At 64.1% G+C, this 23,213-nt stretch carries 18 protein-coding genes and 1 tRNA gene; 7 read left to right on the top strand and 12 right to left on the bottom strand.

Translation table 11 applies throughout. The features are described 5' to 3' along the window. Positions 1-4,186, bottom strand: a 4,186-nt coding sequence (hrpA, locus tag ABY44_RS20860; RefSeq protein ID WP_431641770.1) for an ATP-dependent RNA helicase HrpA, incomplete at its 3' end; no start/stop codon positions are given. A gap of 23 nt (positions 4,187-4,209) precedes the next feature. Between hrpA and argA the strand changes: the two genes are divergently transcribed. Together argA and ABY44_RS20850 are read left to right on the top strand one after the other, a co-directional pair. Next, on the top strand, positions 4,210-5,589 hold the full coding sequence (gene argA / locus ABY44_RS20855) for an amino-acid N-acetyltransferase (protein ID WP_027786948.1): 1,380 nt from the start codon (positions 4,210-4,212) through the stop codon (positions 5,587-5,589). Between the two features lie 50 nt (positions 5,590-5,639). Continuing rightward, complete coding sequence (locus ABY44_RS20850) at positions 5,640-5,915, top strand: oxidative damage protection protein (protein ID WP_006478357.1); 276 nt, start codon at positions 5,640-5,642, stop codon at positions 5,913-5,915. A gap of 139 nt (positions 5,916-6,054) precedes the next feature. Here the strand turns inward: ABY44_RS20850 and ABY44_RS20845 are convergent, their stop codons facing one another. The 3 genes from ABY44_RS20845 to ABY44_RS20835 form a co-directional block, all read right to left on the bottom strand. Then, positions 6,055-7,470, bottom strand: a complete 1,416-nt coding sequence (locus ABY44_RS20845) for an MFS transporter (protein WP_060170021.1) — start codon at positions 7,468-7,470, stop codon at positions 6,055-6,057. A gap of 89 nt (positions 7,471-7,559) precedes the next feature. Next, on the bottom strand, positions 7,560-8,756 hold the full coding sequence (locus ABY44_RS20840; RefSeq protein WP_060084367.1) for a CaiB/BaiF CoA transferase family protein: 1,197 nt from the start codon (positions 8,754-8,756) through the stop codon (positions 7,560-7,562). Then, on the bottom strand, positions 8,753-10,504 hold the full coding sequence (locus tag ABY44_RS20835) for an acyl-CoA dehydrogenase family protein (protein WP_060169993.1): 1,752 nt from the start codon (positions 10,502-10,504) through the stop codon (positions 8,753-8,755). The genes ABY44_RS20840 and ABY44_RS20835 overlap by 4 nt, the downstream gene beginning before the upstream one ends. Positions 10,505-10,678: 174 nt before the next feature. On the opposite strand from ABY44_RS20835, the gene ABY44_RS20830 reads away from it, so the two are divergent. The 3 genes from ABY44_RS20830 (at position 10,679) to ABY44_RS20820 (ending at position 13,172) form a co-directional block, all read left to right on the top strand. After that, positions 10,679-11,581 (top strand): LysR family transcriptional regulator, encoded by a 903-nt coding sequence (locus ABY44_RS20830; protein ID WP_027786944.1) that lies wholly within the window; start codon positions 10,679-10,681, stop codon positions 11,579-11,581. A gap of 98 nt (positions 11,582-11,679) precedes the next feature. After that, positions 11,680-11,754, top strand: a tRNA-Val gene (locus tag ABY44_RS20825). Positions 11,755-11,927: 173 nt separating this feature from the next. Continuing rightward, complete coding sequence (locus ABY44_RS20820; protein ID WP_431641765.1) at positions 11,928-13,172, top strand: tyrosine-type recombinase/integrase; 1,245 nt, start codon at positions 11,928-11,930, stop codon at positions 13,170-13,172. A gap of 7 nt (positions 13,173-13,179) precedes the next feature. On the opposite strand, the gene ABY44_RS20815 is transcribed toward ABY44_RS20820, so the two are convergent. After that, positions 13,180-13,647 carry a phage terminase small subunit P27 family gene (locus ABY44_RS20815; RefSeq protein ID WP_213345465.1) on the bottom strand — a complete coding sequence of 156 codons (468 nt, stop codon included), beginning with the start codon at positions 13,645-13,647 and terminating at the stop codon, positions 13,180-13,182. A gap of 512 nt (positions 13,648-14,159) precedes the next feature. On the opposite strand from ABY44_RS20815, the gene ABY44_RS20810 reads away from it, so the two are divergent. Together ABY44_RS20810 and ABY44_RS20805 are read left to right on the top strand one after the other, a co-directional pair. After that, positions 14,160-15,725: a DUF3696 domain-containing protein gene (locus tag ABY44_RS20810; protein WP_431641762.1), complete on the top strand. Its 1,566-nt coding sequence runs from the start codon at positions 14,160-14,162 to the stop codon at positions 15,723-15,725. Between the two features lie 2 nt (positions 15,726-15,727). Beyond that, a complete protein-coding gene (locus ABY44_RS20805; protein WP_431641760.1) occupies positions 15,728-16,822 on the top strand; it encodes a hypothetical protein in 1,095 nt (364 codons plus the stop codon). Here the strand turns inward: ABY44_RS20805 and ABY44_RS20800 are convergent. From ABY44_RS20800 to ABY44_RS20770, 7 genes are all read right to left on the bottom strand, one after another. Further along, on the bottom strand, positions 16,728-17,150 hold the full coding sequence (locus ABY44_RS20800; protein ID WP_431641758.1) for a hypothetical protein: 423 nt from the start codon (positions 17,148-17,150) through the stop codon (positions 16,728-16,730). The genes ABY44_RS20805 and ABY44_RS20800 overlap by 95 nt on opposite strands. A 453-nt stretch (positions 17,151-17,603) precedes the next feature. Further along, the gene (locus tag ABY44_RS20795) at positions 17,604-18,080 is read right to left on the bottom strand and encodes a hypothetical protein (protein ID WP_431641756.1); all 477 of its coding nucleotides are present in this window, start codon (positions 18,078-18,080) and stop codon (positions 17,604-17,606) included. Beyond that, the gene (locus ABY44_RS20790) at positions 18,077-20,251 is read right to left on the bottom strand and encodes a DUF3631 domain-containing protein (protein WP_431641754.1); all 2,175 of its coding nucleotides are present in this window, start codon (positions 20,249-20,251) and stop codon (positions 18,077-18,079) included. The genes ABY44_RS20795 and ABY44_RS20790 overlap by 4 nt, the downstream gene beginning before the upstream one ends. Beyond that, a complete protein-coding gene (locus ABY44_RS20785) occupies positions 20,248-20,526 on the bottom strand; it encodes a CHC2 zinc finger domain-containing protein (protein WP_060112395.1) in 279 nt (92 codons plus the stop codon). The genes ABY44_RS20790 and ABY44_RS20785 overlap by 4 nt, the downstream gene beginning before the upstream one ends. Positions 20,527-20,529: 3 nt before the next feature. Next, entirely contained in the window at positions 20,530-20,730 is a 201-nt protein-coding gene (locus tag ABY44_RS20780; protein ID WP_060112473.1) for a helix-turn-helix transcriptional regulator, read from the bottom strand. A gap of 141 nt (positions 20,731-20,871) precedes the next feature. Beyond that, on the bottom strand, positions 20,872-21,492 hold the full coding sequence (locus ABY44_RS20775) for a hypothetical protein (protein WP_431641750.1): 621 nt from the start codon (positions 21,490-21,492) through the stop codon (positions 20,872-20,874). Between the two features lie 422 nt (positions 21,493-21,914). Further along, a partial coding sequence (locus ABY44_RS20770) for an aspartate aminotransferase family protein (protein ID WP_431641749.1) occupies positions 21,915-23,213 on the bottom strand: 1,299 nt, incomplete at its 5' end.

Raw genomic sequence — 23,213 nt, 5'->3', positions numbered from 1 at the left:
CCTTGTGCAGACGCTTGACAGAGACAGGCATCGGCGTGCGCAGTTCCTGCGCGAACAGCGAAATCCGCAATTCCTCGAGCAGCCAGCGGAATTCCGCGAGCCGCGGATCGGCGACGCCGCCGCGCTGCGACACCGCGCGCTGGTACTGCTGGGCGAGCGGCAGCAGGTCGGCCGACTGCTTCGCGTCGCGCGCCGGATCGGCCTTCAGCTTGTCGATCCGCAGCGCGATGCCCTTCAGGTAGCGCGGGAAGTGCGCGAGTTGCGCGTAGGGCGTATCGATCACGAAGCGCTTGCCGACCAGCGCGGCGAGCTGCTGCTGCAGGTCCGCATGCGCCTGGGCGAACGGCTTCGCCTGCGCGAGCTTCTTCACGAGCCCCGCGTATTCGGCCAGGACCTGCCCGACCAGCCGCGCGATTTCCTGCGCGAGCAGGTTCAGGCGGCTTCGGCCCTCGTCACGGCGCGCGTGGAAGCTCGCGTCGTCGTCGGGCAGCGGGTCCTGCAGGCACGCGCGGTCGAGCGCCGTGTCGATCAGCTGGTCGCGCAATTCGTCCTGCGTGCCGAGCGACATGTACTGCATCGCCATCTCGCGCAGGCCCGGCAGGTTCTTCTCGAGGAACTTGATCGGCTCCTTCAGCTGCAGCGCGAACAGCCGCCGCAGGCCGGCCCGGTGGATGCGCGCGGCCTCCTCCGGCGAATCGAACACCTCGACGTCGCAATGCGTGCCGCGATCGACGAGCGCCGGGTAGCCGTACAGCGTCTGGCCGCGCCGGCGGATTTCCAGCAGCTCGGGGAGCTTGCCGAAATTCAACGTCGTCAGGTTCTCGTACAGCGCCGTCGCGCCGGCTTCCGCCGGAGCGGACGTCTGCGGCGCCGCGCCCTTAGCGGGCTTCGGGCCGCGGCCGGGTGCGCCGGCCGGACCAGCCGCCGCCGGCGCCTGGCCGACCGGCTGACCTGCATCGGTATCGCCGCCAGCCGCGATCGTCGACGACGCCGCGATCTTCTGGAACTGCTGCTGCGCCTGCGCGCCCAGCTCCTGGCGAAGCTGCGCGAGATTGCGCCCCATCGCGAGCTGGCGGCCGTGCTCGTCGATCACCTTGAAGTTCATGAACAGGTGCGCGGGCAGCGTCTCGAGCTTGAAATCGGCCGTCTTCATCGCGACCTGCGTCTCGCCGCGCACGTCGGCGATCAGCGCCTCGACGAGGCCGCCCGCGCCGAAGCGCTCGCGGCCCATCCGCTCGACGAAGCCGGCCGCGTACTCGGGCAGCGGCACGCAGTGCCGGCGCAGCTTCTGCGGCAGCGACTTCAGCAGCAACTGCACCTTTTCCTTCAGCATCCCCGGCACGAGCCACTCGCAGCGGCGCGCGTCGACCTGGTTCAGCGCATACAGCGGCACCGCGAGCGTCACGCCGTCGCGCGGCGTGCCCGGCTCGAAGTGATACGTGAGCGCCATCTCGACGCCGGCCATCGTCGCGCGCTTCGGGAACAGCTCGGTCGTCACGCCGGCCGCCTCGTGGCGCATCAGGTCGTCGCGCGACAGGTACAGCAGCCGCTGCTTGTCCTCGGGCTGGCCGCCCTTCTTCACCTCGTCGCGATACCAGCGCTCGAATGCAGCGCCCGTGTGGATGCCCGCCGGAATCGCCTGGTCGTAGTACGCGTAGATCAGCTCGTCGTCGACCAGCACGTCCTGCCGGCGCGACTTGTGCTCGAGCTGCTCGATGTCGGCGAGCAGCTTGCGGTTGTGCGCGAAGAACGGCAGCTTCGTGTCGAATTCGCCTTCGACCAGCGCGCCGCGGATGAACAGCTCGCGCGCCCGCGCCGGATCCTGCTTGCCGAACGCGACGCGCCGGCGGTGGTAGATCGGCAGCCCGTACAGCGTCGCGCGCTCGAACGCGCTGACCTGCGCCGGGCGCTTCTCCCAGTGCGGCTCCGACAGCGATTTCTTCAGCAGGTGCGCGCCGATCTTCTCGACCCACTCCGGCTCGATCTTCGCGAGGCAGCGCGCGTACAGCCGGCTCGTCTCGACGAGCTCGGCCGCCATCACCCAGCGGCCAGCCTTCTTCGCGAGCACGGAGCCCGGCCACAGGTAGAACTTGATCCCGCGCGCGCCGAGATAGTGCGGATCGTCATCGGCCTTCAGGCCGAGGTTGCCGAGCAGGCCCGTCAGCAGGGCCAGATGAACCTGTTCGTACGTCGCCTCGGCTTCGTTGAGCCGCCAGCCGTGCTCGCGCACGACGGTCAGCAGCTGCGAATGGACGTCGCGCCACTCGCGCAGCCGCAGGTGCGACAGGAAGTTCTGCCGGCATGCGTCGACGAGCTGGCGGTTCGACTTCTTGTGCGCGACCGCCTCTTCGAACCACGCCCAGATCTTCAGCCACTGCAGGAACTCGGAACGCTCGTCGGCAAACCGGCGGTGCGCCTGGTCGGCCTGCTCCTGCGCTTCGATCGGGCGGTCGCGCGGGTCCTGCACGGACAGCGCGCTCGCGATGATCAGCACCTCGCGCAGCGACTGCTGGTCGCGCGCGGCGAGAATCATCCGGCCGACGCGCGGGTCGAGCGGCAGCCGCGCGAGTTCGCGGCCGAGCGGCGTCAGCGCGTTGTCGTCGTCGACCGCGCCGAGCTCGTTGAGCAGCTGGTAGCCGTCCGCGATCGCGCGGCCGGGCGGCGGCTCGAGGAACGGGAACGATTCGATCGCCGTCAGGTGCAGCGACTTCATCCGCAGGATCACCGACGCGAGCGACGAGCGCAGGATTTCCGGATCGGTGAAGCGCGCCCGCGCCTGGTAGTCGCTTTCCTCGTACAAGCGGATGCAGATGCCGTCGGCCACGCGGCCGCAGCGGCCCGCGCGCTGGTTCGCGGCGGCCTGCGAGATCGACTCGACCTGCAGCTGCTCGACCTTGTTCCGGTACGAATAGCGCTTCACGCGCGCGAGGCCGGTATCGACGACGTAGCGGATGCCCGGCACCGTCAGCGAGGTTTCGGCCACGTTGGTCGCGAGCACGATGCGGCGCGCGTTCGATGCCTTGAACACCTTGTCCTGGTCCGCTGCCGAGAGCCGCGCGAACAGCGGCAGGATCTCGGTGTGCGGCGGATGGTGCTTGCGCAGCGCCTCGGCCGCCTCGCGGATCTCGCGCTCGCCGGGCAGGAACACCAGCACGTCGCCGGGGCCTTCGCGGCACAGTTCGTCGACCGCGTCGACGATCGCATCCATCAGGTCGCGCTCGGCTTCGCGCGCGGTCTTCACGCGATCGCGGCCGCCCGTGCCTTCGGCATTTTTCACGGCCGGGCGATCCTCGGCCACCGGCCGGTAGCGCATCTCGACCGGATACAGCCGCCCGCTCACCTCGATCACGGGCGCGGGACGCTCGTCGGTGCCGAAATGGCGCGCGAAGCGATCGGCGTCGATCGTCGCGGACGTGACGATCAGCTTCAGGTCCGGCCGCCTCGGCAGGATTTCCTTCAGGTAACCGAGCAGGAAGTCGATGTTCAGGCTGCGCTCGTGCGCCTCGTCGATGATCAGCGTGTCGTACGCCTTCAGCAGCGGATCGGTCTGCGTCTCGGCGAGCAGGATCCCGTCCGTCATCAGCTTGACGGACGCGCCCGGCGCGAGATTGTCGGTGAAGCGCACCTTGTAGCCGACCACCTCGCCGAACGGCGTGCCGAGTTCCTCGGCGATCCGGCGGCCGGTCGACGACGCGGCGAGCCGCCGCGGCTGCGTATGGCCGATCAGGCCCGTGCCGCCGGCGCCGAGGCCGCGGCCGAGATCGAGACAGATCTTCGGCAGCTGCGTGGTCTTGCCCGAGCCGGTTTCGCCGCAGACGATGACAACCTGATGACCGGCGATCGCGCGTGCGATTTCGTCGCGCTTGCCCGACACGGGCAGGCTTTCGGGGTACGTGATCGGCGGAACGGGGTTCGGCGCGACGACGGCGCGCGGCGGCCGCTCGCGGCGCGGGGAACGCTCGCCCGTTGCCTGGGGTGTGCCCTTCGCGGCGGACTGGCGCGCATCGCCGCGCCGTTCGTCACCGCGCGGCCCGCGCGGCGCGTCTGCCGGTTTGCCCGCCTGCTTTTCCTGCTGCTGGCGTGCTGGCTGGCCCTGCTGCTCGCGTGCGTCGGCCGCACCATCCGGGTGCCGGGCCGACGGCGTATTGGCCCGCGTCGGCGCGGGACTTTTAGAAACATTCGACATGGGGGCGCATTATAATCCCGCCCATGAATTCCCAAACCGACCTCCCCCCCGCCCAGACCGGCGCCGCGACGCCGCCGGCCGCCGACGATTCGGCCGCCAGTCACGCGCAGTTCGTCGACTGGATGCGCTCCGTCGCGCCCTATATCCACAAGTTCCGCAACAGCACGTTCGTCGTGGGGTTTGGCGGTGAGGTGGTGCAGCAGGGGCTCCTGAACGCGCTCGTGTCCGACATCGCGCTGCTGCAGGCGATGGGTATCCAGATCGTGCTGGTGCACGGTTCGCGCCCGCAGGTCGAGGAGCAGCTGAGCCTGCACGGTGTCGAATCCGAGTTTTCGCACGGCCTGCGCATCACCGATGCGCGCGCGCTCGAATCCGCGAAGGAAGCGGCCGGCGAAGTGCGTCTCGACATCGAAGCCGCGATCAGCCAGGGTCTGCCGAACTCGCCGATGGCGCACGCGCACATCAGCGTCGTGTCGGGCAACTTCGTGACCGCGCGGCCGGTGGGGATTCTCGACGGGGTCGATTTCGCGCATACGGGCATCGTGCGCAAGATCGACGCCGAGTCGATCCGTCACTCTCTCGCGAGCCGCAAGCTCGTGCTGCTGTCGCCGCTCGGCTTCTCGCCGACCGGCGAAGCGTTCAACCTGTCGATGGAAGACGTCGCGTCGGCCGCCGCGATCGCACTGCGCGCCGACAAGATCATCTTCCTGACCGAAGCGCCCGGCATCGTCGACGACGAAGGCGGGCTGGTGCGCGAAATGTCGCTCGACGCGGCCGCCGAGCTGCTCGATTCCGGCAACGTCCAGGGCGACGACGCGTTCTTCCTGAAGCACTCGATCCGCGCATGCCGCGGCGGCGTGACCCGGGCCCACCTGATCCCGCAGTCGCTCGACGGCAGCATGCTGCTCGAACTGTTCCTGCACGACGGCGTCGGCACGATGATCTCGTACGAGAACCTCGAGAGCCTGCGCGAAGCGACGCCGGACGACGTCGGCGGCATCCTGTCGCTGATCGAGCCGCTCGAGTCGGACGGCACGCTGGTGCGCCGCGGCCGCCACCAGATCGAACGCGACATCGACCACTTCTCCGTGATCGAGCACGATGGCGTGCTGTTCGGCTGCGCGGCGCTGTATCCGTACCAGCAGGAGAAGATCGGCGAGATGGCGTGCCTGACGGTCGCGCCGGAAGCGCAGGGCTCGGGCGACGGCGAACGCCTGCTCAAGCGCATCGAGCAGCGCGCCCGCGCGCGCGGCCTCACGCACATCTTCGTGCTCACGACGCGCACCGAGCACTGGTTCCTCAAGCGCGGCTTCGTCAAGGTCAGCGTCGACGACCTCCCCGAAGACCGCCGCAAACTCTATAACTGGCAGCGCAAGTCGCTCGTGCTGATGAAGCAGCTCTGAGCGCAGGCACGACTGCCCTCCCCCCAGTTCGATTACAGGAGAAGTACACGATGGCTCGAATGATTCAATGCGCGAAGCTCGGCAAGGAAGCCGAAGGCCTCGATTTCCCGCCGCTGCCGGGCGAACTCGGCAAGCGCATTTACGAGAGCGTCTCGAAGGAAGCGTGGCAGGGCTGGCTCAAGCAGCAGACGATGCTGATCAACGAGAACCGCCTGAACATGGCCGACCCGCGCGCGCGCCAGTACCTGATGAAGCAGACCGAGAAGTACTTCTTCGGCGACGGCGCGGACCAGGCGTCCGGCTACGTGCCGCCGACGGAAGGCTGATGATGCGATGCGCGCGGCCGGCAGCCTGCCGGCCGCGTGCTCCGGGAAAGACGGCACCGTGTTTCGCACGGTGCCGTTTTCTTTTGGCGACATGCGCTCGGGGCGTTCCCGCCTCCCGCGCGGCGGCATGGCGTGCCGCTCAGCCGGCCGGCTTCAAAGCACCGCCGTCGCCCGGCTGCGCGCTCCCGTCGGCCGCGGGTGCCGTGCTGCCGCCTTCGGTGCCCCATTCGGCCGCATCGCTGCGTTCGGCCGTCGACAGTTCGTCCGCGCGATACCCGGTGCGATTCAGCAGCGCGAGCATGCAGACGAGCGACACGAGCGCGTAAAGGCCCGACGCAACCGCGACGCCGACGATGCTGCCGGTCGTGTTGAGGATCGCCTGCGCGAGCACGGGCGTGCCGCCGCCGACGACGAGCGCGCTCAGCTGATACGCGAGCGACAGGCCCGTGTAGCGGATGTTCGCCGGGAACACGCGCGCCAGCACGCCGCCGACCGCGCCGTAGAACATCGCCGACGGAATCGTCGAGATGCACATGCCCGCGACGGCGACCCAATACGAACGCGTCGCGAGCGCATGGAACATCACCGGCATCAGCACGATTTCCGGAATCAGGATCCAGCACATCGCGCGGCGCATGTCGACCTTCGACACGAACCACGCGCCGACCGGCTGCATCAGGAACTGCACGACGAGCGAGATCGACAGGATGCCGAGGAACGTGCCCTGCGCGTAGCCGAGCTCCTTCGTCGCCCACGACAGCGCGAACGTGCTGCGGAAGTACGTGACGTTGATCACCGGCAGCGTGCCGGCCGCGAGCAGCACGACGACCCAGTGATCGCGCACGACGTCGCGCAGCGGCAGCTTCACGGTGCGCTTGCGCGCGAGCACGCGCTGCATGTCGGCCGACTCCTCGAGCCTCAGCCGGATCACCATGCCGATGATCACCAGCACGGCCGACAGCAGGAACGGAATGCGCCAGCCCCACATCAGGAACGACGGTGTCGGCAGCGCGCTCAGCGCGAAAAACGCGGCCGTGGCCAGCAGGTTGCCGGTGGGCGAACCCTGCTGCGCGAACGCCGCGTACAGGATGCTGCGATGCTTCGGCGCGTTCTCGCTCGCGATCAGCACCGCGCCGCCCCACTCGCCGCCGACCGCGATGCCCTGCAGCACGCGCAGCGCGACGAGGCCGGCCGGCGCCCATACACCGATCCGCGCATAACCGGGCAGCAGGCCGATGCCGGTCGTCGCGAGCCCCATCATCACCAGCGTGATCACGAGCGCGGTCTTGCGGCCGACACGATCGCCGAGATGCCCGAACACGATGCCGCCCAGCGGCCGCGCGGCGAAGCCGGCCCAGAACGTGACGAACGCAAGCAGCGTCGCGACGCCGGGATCCATCCTGCTCGAAAAGAACACCTTGCCGAACACGAGCGCCGCGGCGGTGCCGTAAATGTAGAAGTCGTACCACTCGATCGTGGTGCCGACGAACGCCGCGAAGGCGGCGCGGCCGGGCCGCGGCTGCTGCGCGGCGGGCGGGGATGGCTGACGGCTCATCGATGTCTCCATGTTTGTGTTTCCGGGGCGCGACTGCCGCGCGCCTTTCCCGGGTGGCCGGCATGGCGCCGCCGGCCGGCGGCGTCGTGTCAGCCGGGGGCTTCCCTCAGCACGCCGGCGTCGAGCAATTGCTGCTGGAGCGCGGGATCGACGCCGAGGCGATCGAGCACCGCGCGCGTGTCGCCGCCCAGCGCGGGCGGCGGCGAACGATAGGTAGCCGGCGTGCGCGACAGCTTCACCGGCGACGCGGTGCCGCGATACGCGCCGATCTCGACGAACAGGTTCCGGTGCAGCGCATGCGGATCGTGCGCGACGTCGGCCACCGTTCGCACCGGCCCGCACGGCACGCCGGCCGCCATCAGGTCGCGCGCGAGCGGCTCGCAAGCGTGCGCGGCGAGCCGCGCTTCCAGTTCGGCCTTCAGCTCGGGACGGTGCGCGCAGCGGTTGCGGTTGTCGACGAAACGCGGATCGCCCGCGAGCGCCGGCGCACCGAGATGCGCGACGAGCCGCGCGAACTGCCGGTCGTTGCCGATCGCGAGGAAGATCGGCACGGTCGCCGTGCGGTAGCTGTCGTATGGCGCGATGTTCGGATGCGCGTTGCCGCTGCGCGCCGGCACGCGCCCCGAACCGAAGAAGTTCGGCAGGTGCGGATGCAGCAGCGACACACCGCAGTCGTATAGCGCGATGTCGATCGACTGTCCGCGCCCGCTCTTCTCGCGCTCCGCGAGCGCCAGCAGGATGCCCGCGAGCGCATTGAGGCCCGTGACCATGTCGACGATCGGCAGACCGATGCGCGTCGCGTCGCCGTCGCGCTCGCCGTTGACGCTCATCAGCCCCGCCATCGCCTGGATCACCGCGTCGTAGCCGGGCAGCCCGCCGAGCGGACCGTCCGCGCCGAAGCCCGTCACCGCGCAGTGGATCAGCCACGGGAAGCGCGGCTGCAAGTCGCGTGCATAGTCCATCCCCCAGCGCGCGAGCGTGCCCGGCTTGAAGTTCTCGACGAGCACGTCCGCCTCGTCGAGCAGGTGCCACAGGATCGCGCGCCCTTCGTCGCGCGACAGGTCGAGCGCGAGCCCTTCCTTGTTGCGGTTCACGCCCATGAAGTACCACGCGGTGTCGCCGAGGAACGGCGGCCCCCAGCCGCGCGTCTCGTCGCCGTCCGGCGGCTCGATCTTGACCACCGTCGCCCCGTGGTCAGCGAGTGCCTGCGTGCAGTACGGGCCGCCGAGCACGCGGCTCAGGTCGACGACCTTCAGGCCGTCCAGTGCGCCACGCGAAGCGGTCATCGTTCGACCTCCGGCAGCAGGTCGAGCGCGGTATCGAGCGCGACGGGCGTGCCGCGCAGCAGCGCAGCGCAGGCGGCGGATTCGTCGTCGCGCGATGCCGGCGCAAGCGGGTCGACCGGCAGCAGCTTGTGGCGCACGACCAGGTGCGCGAGCGCGAGACGCCGGAAATCCGGCGCGAGCCGCGCGCCCTCGCACGCCATCAGCACGGCCGCGCTTGCGTAGTACAGCGCGGACGCGGCCTGCCGCACGCGCGCGTCGTCGCCTTCCGCCGCGACCCGCGCAAGCGCGTCACAGGCGCGCGCGAGGATGCGCCGCAGCGCCGCGCGGCTCGCGTCGGGCAGCGGCGCCGCGCCGAGGCGGTCGCCGAGAAAGGTACGCAGCGCGTCGAGCGCCTGCTCGCGCTGCGCGGCCCGCGCGACGTCCAGCGCGACGATGTTGCTCGTGCCTTCCCAGATCGAGCCGAGATGCGCATCGCGCACGAGCCGCGCATCGCTCCATTCCTCGATGTAGCCGGTGCCGCCGCGCACTTCCATCGCATCGCCCGTCACGCGCCGCGCATCGCGGCACGCGCGGAACTTGATCAGCGGCGTCAGGATCCGCACGCAGCGCGCCGCCTGCTCGTCGCCGGCATCGGCCTGCGGCAGCAGCAGCGCGATCTGCATGAACATCGCGCGCGCGGCCTCGGCCGGCAGCAGCATCTTCAGCAACTGGCGCTGCATCAGCGGCATCTCGATCAGCTTGCGGCCGAACGCCTCGCGATGCGCGGCGACGTGCAGCGCCTCGTTCAGCGCGCGCCGCATCAGCCCCGCCGCGCGCACGCCGTTCGACAGCCGCGACATGTTGATCATGTCGGCCATCTGGTGGAAACCGCGGCCGATCTCGCCGATCAGAAACGCCTGCGCGCCTTCGAGCGCGATCTCGCCGCTCGCCATCGACCGGCTGCCGAGCTTGTCCTTCAGGCGCACGATCCGGTAGCGGTTGCGCGTGCCGTCCGGCAGCGTCTTCGGCAGCAGGAACAGCGCGAGGCCCTTGATGCCGTCCGGCGCGCCGTCGGGCCGCGCGAGCACCATCGCGAGATCGGCATCCGCGTTCGAGCAGAACCACTTGTCGCCGGTCAGGCGCCAGACGGTCTCGCCGTGCGCGTCCGTCTCGCGCGTCGCCCGCGTGGCGATCCGGCCGACGTCGGAACCCGCCGCCTGCTCGGTCATGAACATCGCGCCCTGGTACAGCGTGTCGAAGTCGCGCGACGCGAGCCTCGGCAGGTAGCGCGCGACGAGCGCCGGATCGCCGAAGCGGCGCAGCGTACGCGTCAGCGAATCGGTCATGCTGACCGGGCAGCACAGCCCGAATTCCGCCTGCACGAACAGGAACGTCAGCGCGTACTTGACGAGCGGCGCAACGGATTCCGCCCCGTGGCTCAGCGACGCGAGCCCGAGCTCGGCATACGCGACACGTTCGAGCGCGACATACGCGGGATCCTTGTCGATCCGCTGCACGGCCTCGCCGCGCCGGTTGCGGTGTTCGAGCACGGGCGGATGCTTGTCCGCGCGCGACGCCCATTCGTCTAGTTCGCCCGACACGCGTGCGCCGAGCGCGCGCAGCCGAGGCTCCAGTTCGGCATAGTGCGCGTCGCCGAGATGCAGCTTCAGCAACGCGCCAAGATCGGGATCGGCCGTGAAGAAATCGAGGCCCCGGCTGTCGGGGATGTTGGATGCGCCGGCGTCCGGCGTGCGAGCGGTGTCGTTCATGCGTGCGTCTCCTGGGTTGCCTGCACATCGGCCGGCGGGGGGCGCCGCGGCGCCCGGCCAGTCCCGTGCAAAGCCTTCCGTAGAGCGTAGGCGCGCGATCGATAAGCGTCCAATACAGGATTTATCCGGTACGATAGATATCGCTTATCGATGCCGACGCCGCGAGGAGACACCATGGAACTGAGGCAGTTGCGCTACTTCGTGGCGGTCGCCGAGGAACTGCATTTCGGGCGCGCGGCAAAGCGCCTGTTCATCTCGCAGCCGGCGCTGAGTTTCGATATCCGCAAGTTCGAGGACGCGCTCGGCGTCCAGCTGTTCTCGCGCACCAACAAGACCGTCGCGCTGACCAACGCGGGCGAGGTGCTGCTCGGCGAAGCGCGCCGGCTGCTGCTGCAGGCGGCCGAGGCCGAACGCCTGACGGTGCGCTCCGCGTCGGGCCTCGCGGGCCGGCTGCGGATCGGCTTCGTTCATTCGATGCTGTATCGCGGGCTGCCCGATGCGGTGCGGCGCTTCGAGGCCGACTACCCGGGCGTCGAGGTCGTGCTGAGCGAGATGAACACGCACGCGCAGGTGCAGGCGATCCAGCGCGGCCAGATCGATCTCGGCTACGCGCACTGGGGCCACTTCCCGCCCGAGGTCGAATCGGTACCTGTCTATGCGGAACCGTTCGTGTGCTGCCTGCCGGCCGCACATCCGCTCGCGCGGCGCAGGCAGGTCGCGCTCGCCGCGCTGGCCGCGGAACCGTTCATCCTGTTCCCGCGCGAAGCAGCGCCGCACTATCACGACCTGATCATCGCGCAATGCGTGAACGCCGGCTTCAGCCCGCTGATCCGCCACGAAGCGCGGCTGTGGCAGACGATCCTGTCGATGATCGAGTTCGGGATGGGCGTCGCGCTGGTGCCGCGCGTGCTGCAGCAGGCGAAGAGCGACCGGCTCGCGTTCCGGCCGCTGAAGGATGCGTCGCTCGAATCGCGCACGCTCGCACTGAAGCGCAGCGGCACCGCCGAGCCGGTTGCGCTGCGCTTCGCCGACTACGTGCGCGCGTCGATCGATGCACTGCCCGCGCTCGCGGGCTGAGTGCACGGCTCGCGAACCGGTGCTTGCGGCTATTTAAAAAAAATTGCAGAAAGGGCTTTACGAACCCCAAAAGCTCTGACATAATTTGATTCTTCTTTGGGCGGTTAGCTCAGCGGTAGAGCACTGCCTTCACACGGCAGGGGTCACTGGTTCGATCCCAGTACCGCCCACCAAAGAATATTCCGGGGTGTTCCTGGAACATCCCGAAACCCGCTTAGCTGCAAGGCTTAGCGGGTTTTTTTATTCCCGGGAATTCCGGAAAACGCCAACGGCAGCCCGGGGTATGTAGGGGTATTTTTAGGGGTACGCGCCGCGAAATGCTGCGCCGCCGCTCGGAGATACCCCCATGCCGCTCACCGACATCGCAATCAGGAACGCCAAGGCCGGCGACAAGCCGCAGAAGCTGTTTGACGGCGGCGGTCTGTTCCTACTCGTCACGCCGGCAGGACAGCGCTACTGGCGGTTCAAGTACCGAATCGCCGGTAAGGAAAAGTTGCTCGCGTTCGGCGTCTATCCGGACGTATCGCTACAAGCGGCGCGCAAGAAGCGCGATGACGCCCGCGAGAAGCTGGCGGCCGGTATCGATCCCGGCGAAGCGAAGAAGGCGGACAAGCGCGCCGCCCGCCTCGCTGCCGCGACGAGCTTCGAAGCCGTTACGCGCGAATGGTTCAACAAGCATTCGCCCGGATGGGCAACAAGCCATTCGAACAAGATCATCGCCCGCTTCGAAAACGATGTGTTCCCGTGGCTCGGGAAGCGCCCTATCTCCGAAATTCAGCCGGCCGAGGTGTTCGACGTTATCCGCAGGATCGAAGCACGCGGAACGCTCGACACGGCCCACCGGGCGAAACAGAACTGCGGCCAAGTATTCCGATATGCCGTCGCAACCGGTCGCGCAACGCGCGACGTAACGGCCGACCTTCGTGGCGCACTTCCGCCGATCCAGCAAAAGCATTTCGCGGCCATCACTGACCCCGGCAAGGTCAGCGAGTTGCTGCGTGCGTTCGACGCCTTCGGCGGTACGTTTCCGGTTCACTGCGCGCTCAAGCTCGCGCCGATGCTGTTCCGTCGCCCGGGCGAGTTGCGTGCCGCTGAATGGTCGGAAATCGACTTGGATAACGCGACGTGGGAGATTGATGGCACACGCATGAAACGCAACAAGGCGGCCAAGATGGACGGCGGAGCGCATATCGTGCCCCTACCCGATCAGGCCGTCGCCATCCTTCACGAATTGCACGCGTTGACCGGCGGTGGCCGTTACGTATTCCCCGGGGCACGCGACCGGAATCGACCAATGAGCGAGGCAACGATTAACGCCGCGCTGCGCCGGCTCGGCTACGACACGCGCACCGAAATCACCGGCCACGGCTTCCGAGCAATGGCGCGTACCATCATGGTCGAAGTGCTCGGTGTCGCGGTCGAGGTCATCGAATCACAATTGTCCCATACCGTGAAAGACCCGCTCGGACGCGCGTACAACCGAACGACCTTCCTTCCTCAGCGTCGCGAAATGATGCAGAAATGGGCGGACTATCTCGACCGACTCAAGGCAGGTGCCGAAGTCATCTCGTTTGACGCTGCGACACGGTAGCCGCGCGCTATCGTCCCTGCCCGCGCGCCGGCTTGACGAACGCCGCATACGGATTGTCGGCCGGCAACGGCGGCGGCGCGTCGATAGCTTGCCGTCCGCGCGGACTCAGGCCGAACGCATCCAGTAGCCGGGCCGCTTGGGCGCGCGCATCGCTCAGCGCGCGCAGCGCCGGATGCGCCTTGCTCCCGCCCGTCCCGGTCGCAATAGTCAACCCTTCACGGTCCAGCGTCTCACGTAACTGCGCCTCCGTTGCCAATGTTTCGGCAAGCAGTTCGAGTGCGCGTAGGTCGGAAGCGCTTAACAGACCCAAGCTCACGACGAGCGGCGCGACGCGGTCCCATTCCGCAGCCGCACGCGATGACATGCCGTCCGGCGGTGGCGGCGCGACGGTCAATTGATCGGCCGCGATGCCCTTAAGCCGGTCGGCACGCAACGTACCCGAAAGCGCCTTCGCGGCGTTCGATTTTTGCGGCATGATTCGCTCCCGAAAAATGGTTTTGGTGCTGACGTTGCAAAAATTCGCGTTGCGCCACGGTCAACGGGACGGTCGCGCTAGAGATTGCTACCCCCTACCCATCCTCACGCGGCCGCACAGACCTCCCGCAAAGCCCGTCAGCAAGCCCCGAGCGTGTCGACTAACGGGGCAATGTGTCGACGCATATGCCGACCGCTTAAAACGCCCGCAATAAGTCCCTTCGTGCCGCGCTCGGTCGCCGCGCGTGTACCTGCGAATCCGAACAGGCGAATCTAACGCAATCTACCCGATTGCCCTCTCCCCGCAGCACCTGCTGCCCGGACACTGGGCGCTCTCGGGTAAACGTGGGCCGCCTTACGCCAACAGGGAGATATGATCTGGCTCCTACTGGTCTTCGGCAATCGCCCCGCGTAATATCCAAGGCGTATGCCGATTACATTGCCAACATGTCCGGCGGTCGCGCATGATCTACGCGTAACGACTTAGAAATATTTAAAGGGCAGAAACCAAAAATGAAGAGCTTAGGCCTGACCAACATAAGAAGTTTAAAGGAAACGGGGGTGGTTGACTTGGCGCCGATCACACTCTTACTTGGGCAGAATAGTTCAGGCAAAAGCACATTTTTGAGAACATTCGCACTATTCAAGCAGGCCCTAGGGGTTCGTGCCCGGGAGCCGTTTCTTTGGGTCGGTGAACTTGTTGATTTTGGCGGATTTTCCGAAACATTATCAACGTTTTCGGAAACAGAAAAAGTGTCGGTTTTGGTAAAATTTGATCTGCCATTAAATACACTTCTTCAACAGACTCGCGCCGTATCGATTAATAGGCCGATTCCAAAAGACCAACACGACACTGAATTCACCGTCACCATAACAGAATTTTCCGGGAAAGATGGTGACTCCCGAGAAAGCTTCGGATACGAATTTAAATTCGATCGGAATGTGATTGAGTTTAAGTTAAACTCCGATGGAATTTTCGAGAGATTCGAAATAAATGGACGAAATAGCTTAAATCTGATGCGAGATTGGATCGGGGTTAGAGAATGGAATGGACCAATTCCCACGCTCACTCGATTCAGCTCGCCGGAAACGCTCGATGAGGCGCGCAAAAAGACAACCTTTCAAACCACTCTTTTGGCATTCATCGCCTCACGCATGGATGGACGATCGCGCGACGAGCGGCATTATGAGGTCTTGTATAGGCTACTTAAAACCCCGTTCAACAACTTACTCCGCACGGTAAAATCGACAGATATCGGCGACGCCAAATGGCGACGGGCAGCGCACAGTTGGACGGAAGCGTCACCAGCGTTCGTGGAGCTGCAGAATCTGGTGATTGGCTTTCGCTTTCCGGAGCTTACTGCTTATATTTTCGATTATTTCTCGTTTTCTCTCGAAAACATGAAATATATTACACCGCTGCGAGCCAGTGCGGAGCGATACTATCGAAAGCAGGGGCTGGCGGTTAATGAACTCGACCCGCGCGGCACAAATTTCGCGTTATTCCTAGACAATATGTCGATCGAGGAGCGCCACAGTTTCGCTGAGTGGACACGAAAATTTTTTGGCGTCTCAATTCAAATATCTCCAGAGCAGGGCGGGCATCTTTCCTTGATGTTGCGATCGATCGATGAGACTGCGAAGGATTTCAATATCGCTGACACTGGATTTGGATTCTCTCAAATGTTCCCCATCTTGGCTCAACTTTGGGCGGTACAAAATATTAGATCGAATCGAAAAAGTGGTCGAATATCGGCGCCCGTGATATTTGCAATCGAACAACCAGAATTGCATCTGCATCCTCGGTTGCAAGCCCAGCTAGCGGATGTATTTGTCGATGCGGTCGTCGCTGCGCGCACGATGGGAATCGATTTGCGCGTTATCGTCGAGACACATAGCGAATATCTCGTAAATAGGCTCGGAGCTCTAATAAGCAAGAAAAAAATCCCCGCGGATGACGCTTCGGTTCTCATATTTGAGAAAGAATCGGTCTCCTCGCCAACAGAGATCAGACAGTCAACATTTTCCGATAAAGGTTATCTAAAGAATTGGCCCCACGGATTTTTTGAGCCCGCATAAAAATGCTAATCGAACTAGACGAATCGCTTAAAAATATTCAGAGCGACCTCACAGACGAGCACCCGCTTGCGATCGCCTTGGATATCATTGCCAACGCAAACCGGGAGGGTTGTCATGTTGTCTTTTCTGATCGTGACGTCGCGGACCATCTACTTTCGATCGGCGCGGCGCTCAGTGGAAGGACCAAGCAGGCCTTAAAACATATCTACAATCGCGCGACTCAACTGGCCGAGTTTGCGGAAATTGCATGCGTAAAACTTTTGGTCGGCGACTTCCCCGAAATATCGCATGAAAAAATAGGCAACCAAAGGCTCATCAAGGTTCCGGCTAACAGTGTCAATTCGGCATTGTTGCAAAAACCATATCTTCTAGTGGAAAATTTGGATGATGCGATTTTTTATAGATTCATCACCGAGGAACTTAATGGTGAATTGAATTCACTGGGAACTGTCGCTTTTGAGCCTTACAACGGTGGGGGAAATACCACAGGTGACGTCTACGACCACATTAAAGGCACCGCCGAGCGTTTGTGCCTCTGCATTGTCGATAGTGATCGACGCTTTCCGGGAGCGAGCCCTGGCGAAACAGCAAGCAAAGTAGAAGCAAGCGATCGAATTCGCCCGTCTGCACTCGCTGAATCATATGTTCTTCCCGTCTGCTCGATAGAAAATCTTATACCATTTGATTTTCTTCGAAAGGTGTTTCAAGGCGACAAAACCATAACAGAGCGATTGGACGTGTACGAAGCTCATCATTGCGATGAGATCTGGCCATTTGTCCAACTCAAGAAGGACATCCGTTGCGCTGATTTATGTGATGAGCGCAGAGCCTTTAGCAAATTTTGGACCGAAAGCCTTGGCTGCACCGAACTCATTAGTAAGTGCGTATCGACACAACGATGTGAAAAACGCGATAAATGCGCGACGACTATACTCCCTCCAGTCGCGCACTCGCCACTTGACGCAGTGCTTAGCGGGCTTGATTCGATGACGCTAAAAGCAACTACGCCACTTCCATCGGTAAAAGCGGCTTGGGTCTTGATTGCCCGATTAATTTCGGCATGGTGTTGCGGGGGCCCTCATTTGGCCGTCGGGTAAAAAAGTCGGTATCGGAAACGGCAGACGCCGTCGCAAGACGCCGCCGCCTGCCGGGCTCGTTTATCGGCGGGCGATCGTTCCAGTCTTCGTCGCCTCTGCTACCACCTTGCATAGTGGCACGCTTGCGCTTCACGTGATACGCGGTCAACACCGCGTTCGCGACCATATCGAGCGCCGGTTTAGCCTCGCCGATTCGGTCGGTCCAAACCTTCGGCGTCAGCGTGCCGGCCAGCGCGACCGAGTCGCCGTCATCGAGTCCCAACAGTGCGGCCTTCGCTTCGCTCGAAAATGCGATGACGTTGGCGAACAGCGTTTCGCCGTCGTTCACGGCGGCGCGAACCTTTGCCGTCACGAATGACCGGCCGCTCACCCCCGTGCGCTCGCTTTACCAAATATCTTGCCGACGATAAGACCGTCGATCATCGAATTCCTTCCCTTTTTCGCATTGCACGTTCTCGCTCTTCGGCCAGAATTGCAAACATAACTGGTGCAAATCGAAGCTCGATAAGTCGCCACGCGCGGCCCATGCGCATCAACGCGCAATGCCGCGTTAACTCGGCCTCATGCCGCCGCAGCCACTTCGGCATGTCCTCAGGACGAGTAAGATGCGGGCTACCTGAACGCCATACTGCACTCGACCTTGCGTTTTCATACAACCATGTTTCAGCGGTGCTAAGCGTTCTACTTCAGCCTCAACCATCGCTTACCTCACTATTTTTAGGGGCTGTCGTTGCCTGTTTTCGCTCGCAGCGGCGGCCAATCGCGCTTCCCGGGAATTCCTCTACGTACGACGATCAAGGACGGCGCGCGCGGCGGCTTCCGCATGGGCCGCTTCGAGTCGTTCGCGGAAGTAGGCGATGTTCGGCAACAGGTCGGCCAGCGGCCCGCGTATTACCCGCGTAAGTACGTCCTCACGATGTGCGCTCGCCCAACACTCAAGCTCTGATAGCGCTTCGACCATGGCGATTAGTTCGGCGCGCATACGATGCACGTCGCCCGCACTGAGGCATGGCCCCCACGGCAAATACAGCCCACCGTCGGGATCGCGGAGCGCGCCGTCACAATCAGCGAGGATCGGCTCGGTGTCGTCCGCGACAGCGCGAAGGTGCGCGACGATTTCCGGTTTATGCGCGATCACGTCTGCCCGGATCGCATCGCGCGCATCCTTCGGGCCGTTCATCCGCACGATCTCACCGTCGAGCCGAAGGCGAACACCGAGCGATTCCGCCTTGCCCAAAATCTGCGCAACGCTACTCATACGCCCTCCCCATCATCGTCGGTTACGCTCTTTTCGTTCTCTGGCGAATCCCCCGTTTTTGCCGCTACTTCTCCACCGACCTTAACCAACAAGGATTTGGCGGTAGCGGAAGCGTGTTCGGTAGCGCTACCCGATTCCGTGTCCGCTACCGGCAAACACACGCCAGCATTGGAAGGTAGCGAGGTAGCTGATGAATCCGGGGCAGCGGACAGGTAGCGAGAAAATGCTTCGTCGAATTGCTCAGCGCGGTAGCCCTTTCGGACATCGGCGTTGCCGAACTTGATATTTGCGCTTGTGATGCCGTATTTGGACAGCTTCTCGGATAGCTGACGGGGTGTCATGGGCTTGCCGCGACTCCAAGTTGCCCACGGTTTTTCCTCGTCGTCGCTCAAGTAGCCCAACAGGTCGACGGAAGAGATACGCCGCATCTTTCGCGTCTCGAATACATTCCGGATATCCGCGAGCAATTCAGCTCCGGAACTTTGCGCAACCGCCCCGTTGCCGCACAGCTTGAGTGCAGCGCGGCGAGCAACTTCGGGCCAATTCCCCCCGGCGAGATCCGCGACCGCAAACAGCGGCTCCCAATTGTCTTGATCGCGGTCGCTGAGCGCATCGGGCAATTCGGGACGGGATGCGCGAACTGCTTCGGCATAGTCCTCCGTCCATCGCGCCAGCTTCGCACACAGCGCGTCGAACAGGCCGGGTTCCGCGTGGCGCAAGCGCTCCGCTGTCTCGTGCGGCAATTTGCGCCGCATCTGCGCGACCACGGCGCGGCTCGTGATCGTTTCCGCCAGGCGGTCGGCATTGATACCGGCGAGCGCCTTAAACCCGAAAACGTTGAAGCGCTTCGGCTCGAAGTCATCGCCCACGGCCACGCTGCGCCAGACGAACGCCGAATCGCGCGTATGCCCTGCGTTCATCAATCCGCGCAAGTCCTCGGCATCCTTCGTCAGCACGGTCTCAATCTCATCCACGAGCAACGTCGGCTGATACTTTTCAACCATACGAAACAAGACCGACTGCGAAATGCTCGCCGCCTGCGCCGGACGGGGCACCATGCGGCCAACAACAGTGAGGAATTGCGTCTTGCCGCACGCCTTTTCCGGAGCATTGATGAGCAGAATCGGGCAGACGCTAACGTGATCGACCAGCCACGCAGCGACACACCACAGTACGGCGGCGGTTACCGTCTCAGAATCGCAGACGATGAAGCGGCGGATCGTGTGCGCCATATCGGACAGCAGAGCGCCGCCGTCGACGGGCTCGTGCCACGGCTCAACGTCCTGAAATGGCGCGGCGTTGTCAATTTCGATCCCGCCGCGTGCCGCTTTCACCATCTGATCGAGCGTCGCGGGCCGCACGTTCAAGCGCCCTGCTTCGTCCTTGCGCACACGGTCATACTGCATCGGCGGCAGCGCCGCGAGCCAAGCAATGGCGTCATCGTCCGATTTAGCGGGTACAGCCTCATCGGCAGGCGCATCGCTAGCGATCTGGGTCGCAACGGACGTACCGGCGTTTTCCAACTCGGCGACGATCTTCGGCAGCGCCAAAACATCATCCGCGCTCGGTTGCCGGCCAAGCGCGACGATCCAGTCCATCACGTCGCCCGCTGCCGGCAGGCCCAGCGCAGCCACGTCGATGCGTGCCACCGAACAACCCAGCGGTACAAGCTTCGCCGCCACGTCCTCGGCGTACTTCGCGCCAGGTGCGTCGTGATCCGCCCACAGAATCACGTGACGGCGAGCAAGCGGTAACCAGTTCGCCCCGTCCGCGCTCGTCGCTCCGCCGGACGTGACAGCAACAAACCGGCCCGCGCCGATTCGGGTCAGCGCGTCGGCCTTTTGTTCGCCCTCGGTAACGAGCACCGGCACGTTCGGATTAGCGCTCAGGTCGTGCAATCCGTACAACAGCTTCCCGCCGTCCTGATTCGGCTCGCCATGCTTCCAACCGGTGCCGTCGTTCCAGAAAGGGCGAACGAATTTTTCGTGACCGCCGCTAGCGTCCAGCTTGTGCATTCGCACGCGGCCGTAAAGAATCGAGCCGTCCGATTGGCGATACAAATGCAGGCCGACGGGTACAAAGCCCTCGCTCTTCTTGTAGTCGAACAGACGGCCGGCTGCCGTCCTGTAATCCGTATCGGTCAAAATCAGCTCCTCGGTCGATTCGCTCATTTCGCCTCCCACATACCCAGCTCGCGGGCTGCTGCAACGAACGTCAGCCCGCGCGCGCGGCGGAACAGTTCCAACACGTCACCGCCGGTCGCGCCGCAAGCAAAGCAACGCCAATTGCCGCGCTCAAGGTGGATCGAAAGGCTCGGATGCGTCTCCCCGTGGATCGGACAACGCATTTGCGCGTAGCCCGACCCGTTCGGTTTTGAGGGGTGCAGGTGCAGGTGCGCCAGCACGTCGGCGACGGGCGGCACACGGTCGCGGCGAAAGCAGGTCATTTGTTAGACCTCCGCGCGGAAACTGGCGGGATCAGCGATCCACGCATCGATGTCAGCGCGTCGCCATGCGACTGAGCGAGCGCCGATACGGACGTTTTGCGGGAACGTGCCCGCGCGCATCTTTGCGTAAATCGAGGAACGGGGCAGGCCGGTTTCAATCTCGACCTGCTTGCGGCGGACGAGCGCCTGTTTGATCTCAGCCATTTGAGGCTCCGCTAGAACGTTCCGGGCCATTCCCGGAACACGGAGCCAACGCTAAACATGGCAACTCTTGGCAGTCACGCCGCAATCACGGCGCATTTCTGGATAAGGCTAGGCGCTTAATCGCGGCAACTATGGTGGCAACTAACGCTGGTTGGTTGCCGCGCCCGGAAACGGTGATGCGACCTTCTTTTTGGCGCATTTGGCACATAACGTGCTGACGTATTGGTGAGATACACCGAACTCATACCCCAACTTCCGGTGCGTCTCACCCAGCCTTGCCCGCTGCACAATTTCGTCACGCTGTGCATCGGTCAGCTTTCGTCCATTCGATTTGCGAGCGTGCTCGCTCGCAAGCGCCGGGATCGAGACGTCGTCGTTCTTGCACGTGCGCATACCAACATTGATGATCGCGGCATGGGTGCGCAGGGAGTCCCACGCCTCGCTCTCGTGAATGTTCCCGGACAGATCATCCTTCTTGAAGCGTTCCCGAATTCTGTTGAGCGCTTCGCGGAACATTTCTGCATCGGGAGCCGCGATCGTTTCCATTCGCTCGACGAACCCATCTACCTCCCACAGATTTGCGCCAGCGAACAAAGCGCTCTCCGGATGAAACGCCGACACGCCGAGCATGATGGCAAGGCTTTGATTTTGCGGATCAAGATATTCGCAAGTACCATCGCGCCGTTTCCGACGCTGCGCCGATGAATGGCCGATCCAGTTCGCCTCTTTCGCCATATCACGCCCTTCTTGCACGACCTTCATTAGCTGGAACCTCCGCCGGGCCGGTGAAGGGGCCGGCGTTCGCTCCGTCGAGCTAGGCGAAGACAGTAGACAATTTAGCGGATTCGGGGACATAACGCACGTTCAACCGAAAATTCGCGCCCCACGCGAAACGACCACGCGGACGACATGGGCACGGATGAAAACCACTTGTGTAAGACCGGACAACCATCGTCATCTGGGGGTATTTCTGGGGGTATGTTTGCGCCTGATGGTCGGCCACGTCCATATTTGAGAAGGCTTGTGAGGGGCAATTTCAGGGAAGTACCGCCACCAAAGAATTCAAGGGCCTGCGTCTCACGACGCAGGCCCTTTTCGTTTTGGCGTCGCGCGTGCTCCGAGCGACGCGGGCGCCATGTCATTCGACGACGCCCGCGTCCACACGCAGCTACCCAGATACCGGCTTACCGTGCGTGCCCCACCCGCTGCGCCGTCGCATCGAACGCACGTTTCGCCTTGTCGACGATCTCGTCGACCTCCGCCTCGCGAATCACGAGCGGCGGCGACAGCAGCATCCGGTCGCCGGTCGCGCGCATGATCAGGTTGCCGTTGAAGCAGAAGTCGCGGCAGATCGTCCCGATATCGACGTTCGCACCGAACCGCTCGCGCCGAGTCCGGTCGCGCGCAAGCTGCACGCCTGCCACGAGCCCCGCTCCCGAAATCTCCCCGACGATCGGATGGTCGCCCAGCGCATCGCGCAGCCGGCGCTGGAAGTACGGCCCGATGTCGTTCTTCACGCGCTCGACGATCCCTTCGTCGCACAGCAGCTTCAGGTTCGCGACCGCGACGGCTGCCGCCACCGGGTGGCCCGAGTACGTGAGGCCGTGGTTGAATTCGCCGTTGTCGATGATCGGCCGCGCCACCCGCTCGTGAATGCCGACGGCCCCCATCGGCACGTAGCCCGACGTGAGGCCCTTGGCCATCGTGATCAGGTCCGGCTCGAAGCCGAAGTGCTGGTGCGCGAACCATTCGCCGGTGCGCCCGAAGCCGCCGATCACTTCGTCGGCCACCAGCAGGATGTCGTACTTGCGGCAGATCCGCTGGATTTCCGGCCAGTACGTCGACGGCGGGAAGATCACGCCGCCCGCGCCCTGGAACGGCTCGCCGATGAAGGCCGCGACGTTTTCCGCGCCGAGTTCGAGGATCTTCGCCTCGAGCTGCTGCGCGCGGGCCAGGCCGAACGCTTCCGGCGTTTCGCCGGCCGCCGCCTCGCCGAAGAAATACGGCTGGTCGATGTGCACGATGTGCTCGACCTTCGACGGCATCTGCTCGTGCATGTAGCCCATCCCGCCGAGCGTGCCGCCCGCGATCGTCGAGCCGTGGTAGCCGTTCTTGCGCGAGATCACGACCTTCTTCTGCGGCTGGCCCTGCACGCGCCAGTACTGGTGCACGAGACGCAGCACGGTATCGTTGCCTTCCGAGCCGCTGTTGCAATAGAAGAAGTGGTTGAAGCCCTTCGGCGTGACTTCCGCGAGCATCGCGGAGAGTTCGATCACCGGCGGGTGCGTGGTCTTGAAGAAGGTGTTGTAGAACGGCAGTTCCTGGATCTGGCGATACGCGGCGTCGGCGAGTTCCTTGCGGCCGTAGCCGACGTTCACGCACCAGAGGCCGGCCATCCCGTCGATGACCTTGTTGCCGTCCGAGTCCCACAGGTAGACGCCGTCGGCCTTCACGATCACGCGGCTGCCCGCGCGGTTCAGCGC

Origin of the sequence: Burkholderia sp. ZZQ-2 (assembly GCF_050768715.1) — a bacterium.
GTDB lineage: Bacteria > Pseudomonadota > Gammaproteobacteria > Burkholderiales > Burkholderiaceae > Burkholderia > Burkholderia cepacia.
The sequence above is the reverse complement of the archived record's forward strand: the minus strand, read 5'-3'. Positions and strand labels throughout refer to the sequence as shown.

Excerpts from the sequence above, each read along its gene's own strand:
- argA (WP_027786948.1), top strand. The coding sequence starts at position 4,210 with ATGAATTCCCAAACCGACCTCCCCCCCGCCCAGACCGGCGCCGCGACG.
- ABY44_RS20850 (WP_006478357.1), top strand. The coding sequence starts at position 5,640 with ATGGCTCGAATGATTCAATGCGCGAAGCTCGGCAAGGAAGCCGAAGGC.
- ABY44_RS20845 (WP_060170021.1), bottom strand. The coding sequence starts at position 7,470 with ATGAGCCGTCAGCCATCCCCGCCCGCCGCGCAGCAGCCGCGGCCCGGC.
- ABY44_RS20840 (WP_060084367.1), bottom strand. The coding sequence starts at position 8,756 with ATGACCGCTTCGCGTGGCGCACTGGACGGCCTGAAGGTCGTCGACCTG.
- ABY44_RS20835 (WP_060169993.1), bottom strand. The coding sequence starts at position 10,504 with ATGAACGACACCGCTCGCACGCCGGACGCCGGCGCATCCAACATCCCC.
- ABY44_RS20830 (WP_027786944.1), top strand. The coding sequence starts at position 10,679 with ATGGAACTGAGGCAGTTGCGCTACTTCGTGGCGGTCGCCGAGGAACTG.
- ABY44_RS20820 (WP_431641765.1), top strand. The coding sequence starts at position 11,928 with ATGCCGCTCACCGACATCGCAATCAGGAACGCCAAGGCCGGCGACAAG.
- ABY44_RS20815 (WP_213345465.1), bottom strand. The coding sequence starts at position 13,647 with ATGCCGCAAAAATCGAACGCCGCGAAGGCGCTTTCGGGTACGTTGCGT.
- ABY44_RS20810 (WP_431641762.1), top strand. The coding sequence starts at position 14,160 with ATGAAGAGCTTAGGCCTGACCAACATAAGAAGTTTAAAGGAAACGGGG.
- ABY44_RS20805 (WP_431641760.1), top strand. The coding sequence starts at position 15,728 with ATGCTAATCGAACTAGACGAATCGCTTAAAAATATTCAGAGCGACCTC.
- ABY44_RS20795 (WP_431641756.1), bottom strand. The coding sequence starts at position 18,080 with ATGAGTAGCGTTGCGCAGATTTTGGGCAAGGCGGAATCGCTCGGTGTT.
- ABY44_RS20790 (WP_431641754.1), bottom strand. The coding sequence starts at position 20,251 with ATGAGCGAATCGACCGAGGAGCTGATTTTGACCGATACGGATTACAGG.
- ABY44_RS20785 (WP_060112395.1), bottom strand. The coding sequence starts at position 20,526 with ATGACCTGCTTTCGCCGCGACCGTGTGCCGCCCGTCGCCGACGTGCTG.
- ABY44_RS20780 (WP_060112473.1), bottom strand. The coding sequence starts at position 20,730 with ATGGCTGAGATCAAACAGGCGCTCGTCCGCCGCAAGCAGGTCGAGATT.
- ABY44_RS20775 (WP_431641750.1), bottom strand. The coding sequence starts at position 21,492 with ATGAAGGTCGTGCAAGAAGGGCGTGATATGGCGAAAGAGGCGAACTGG.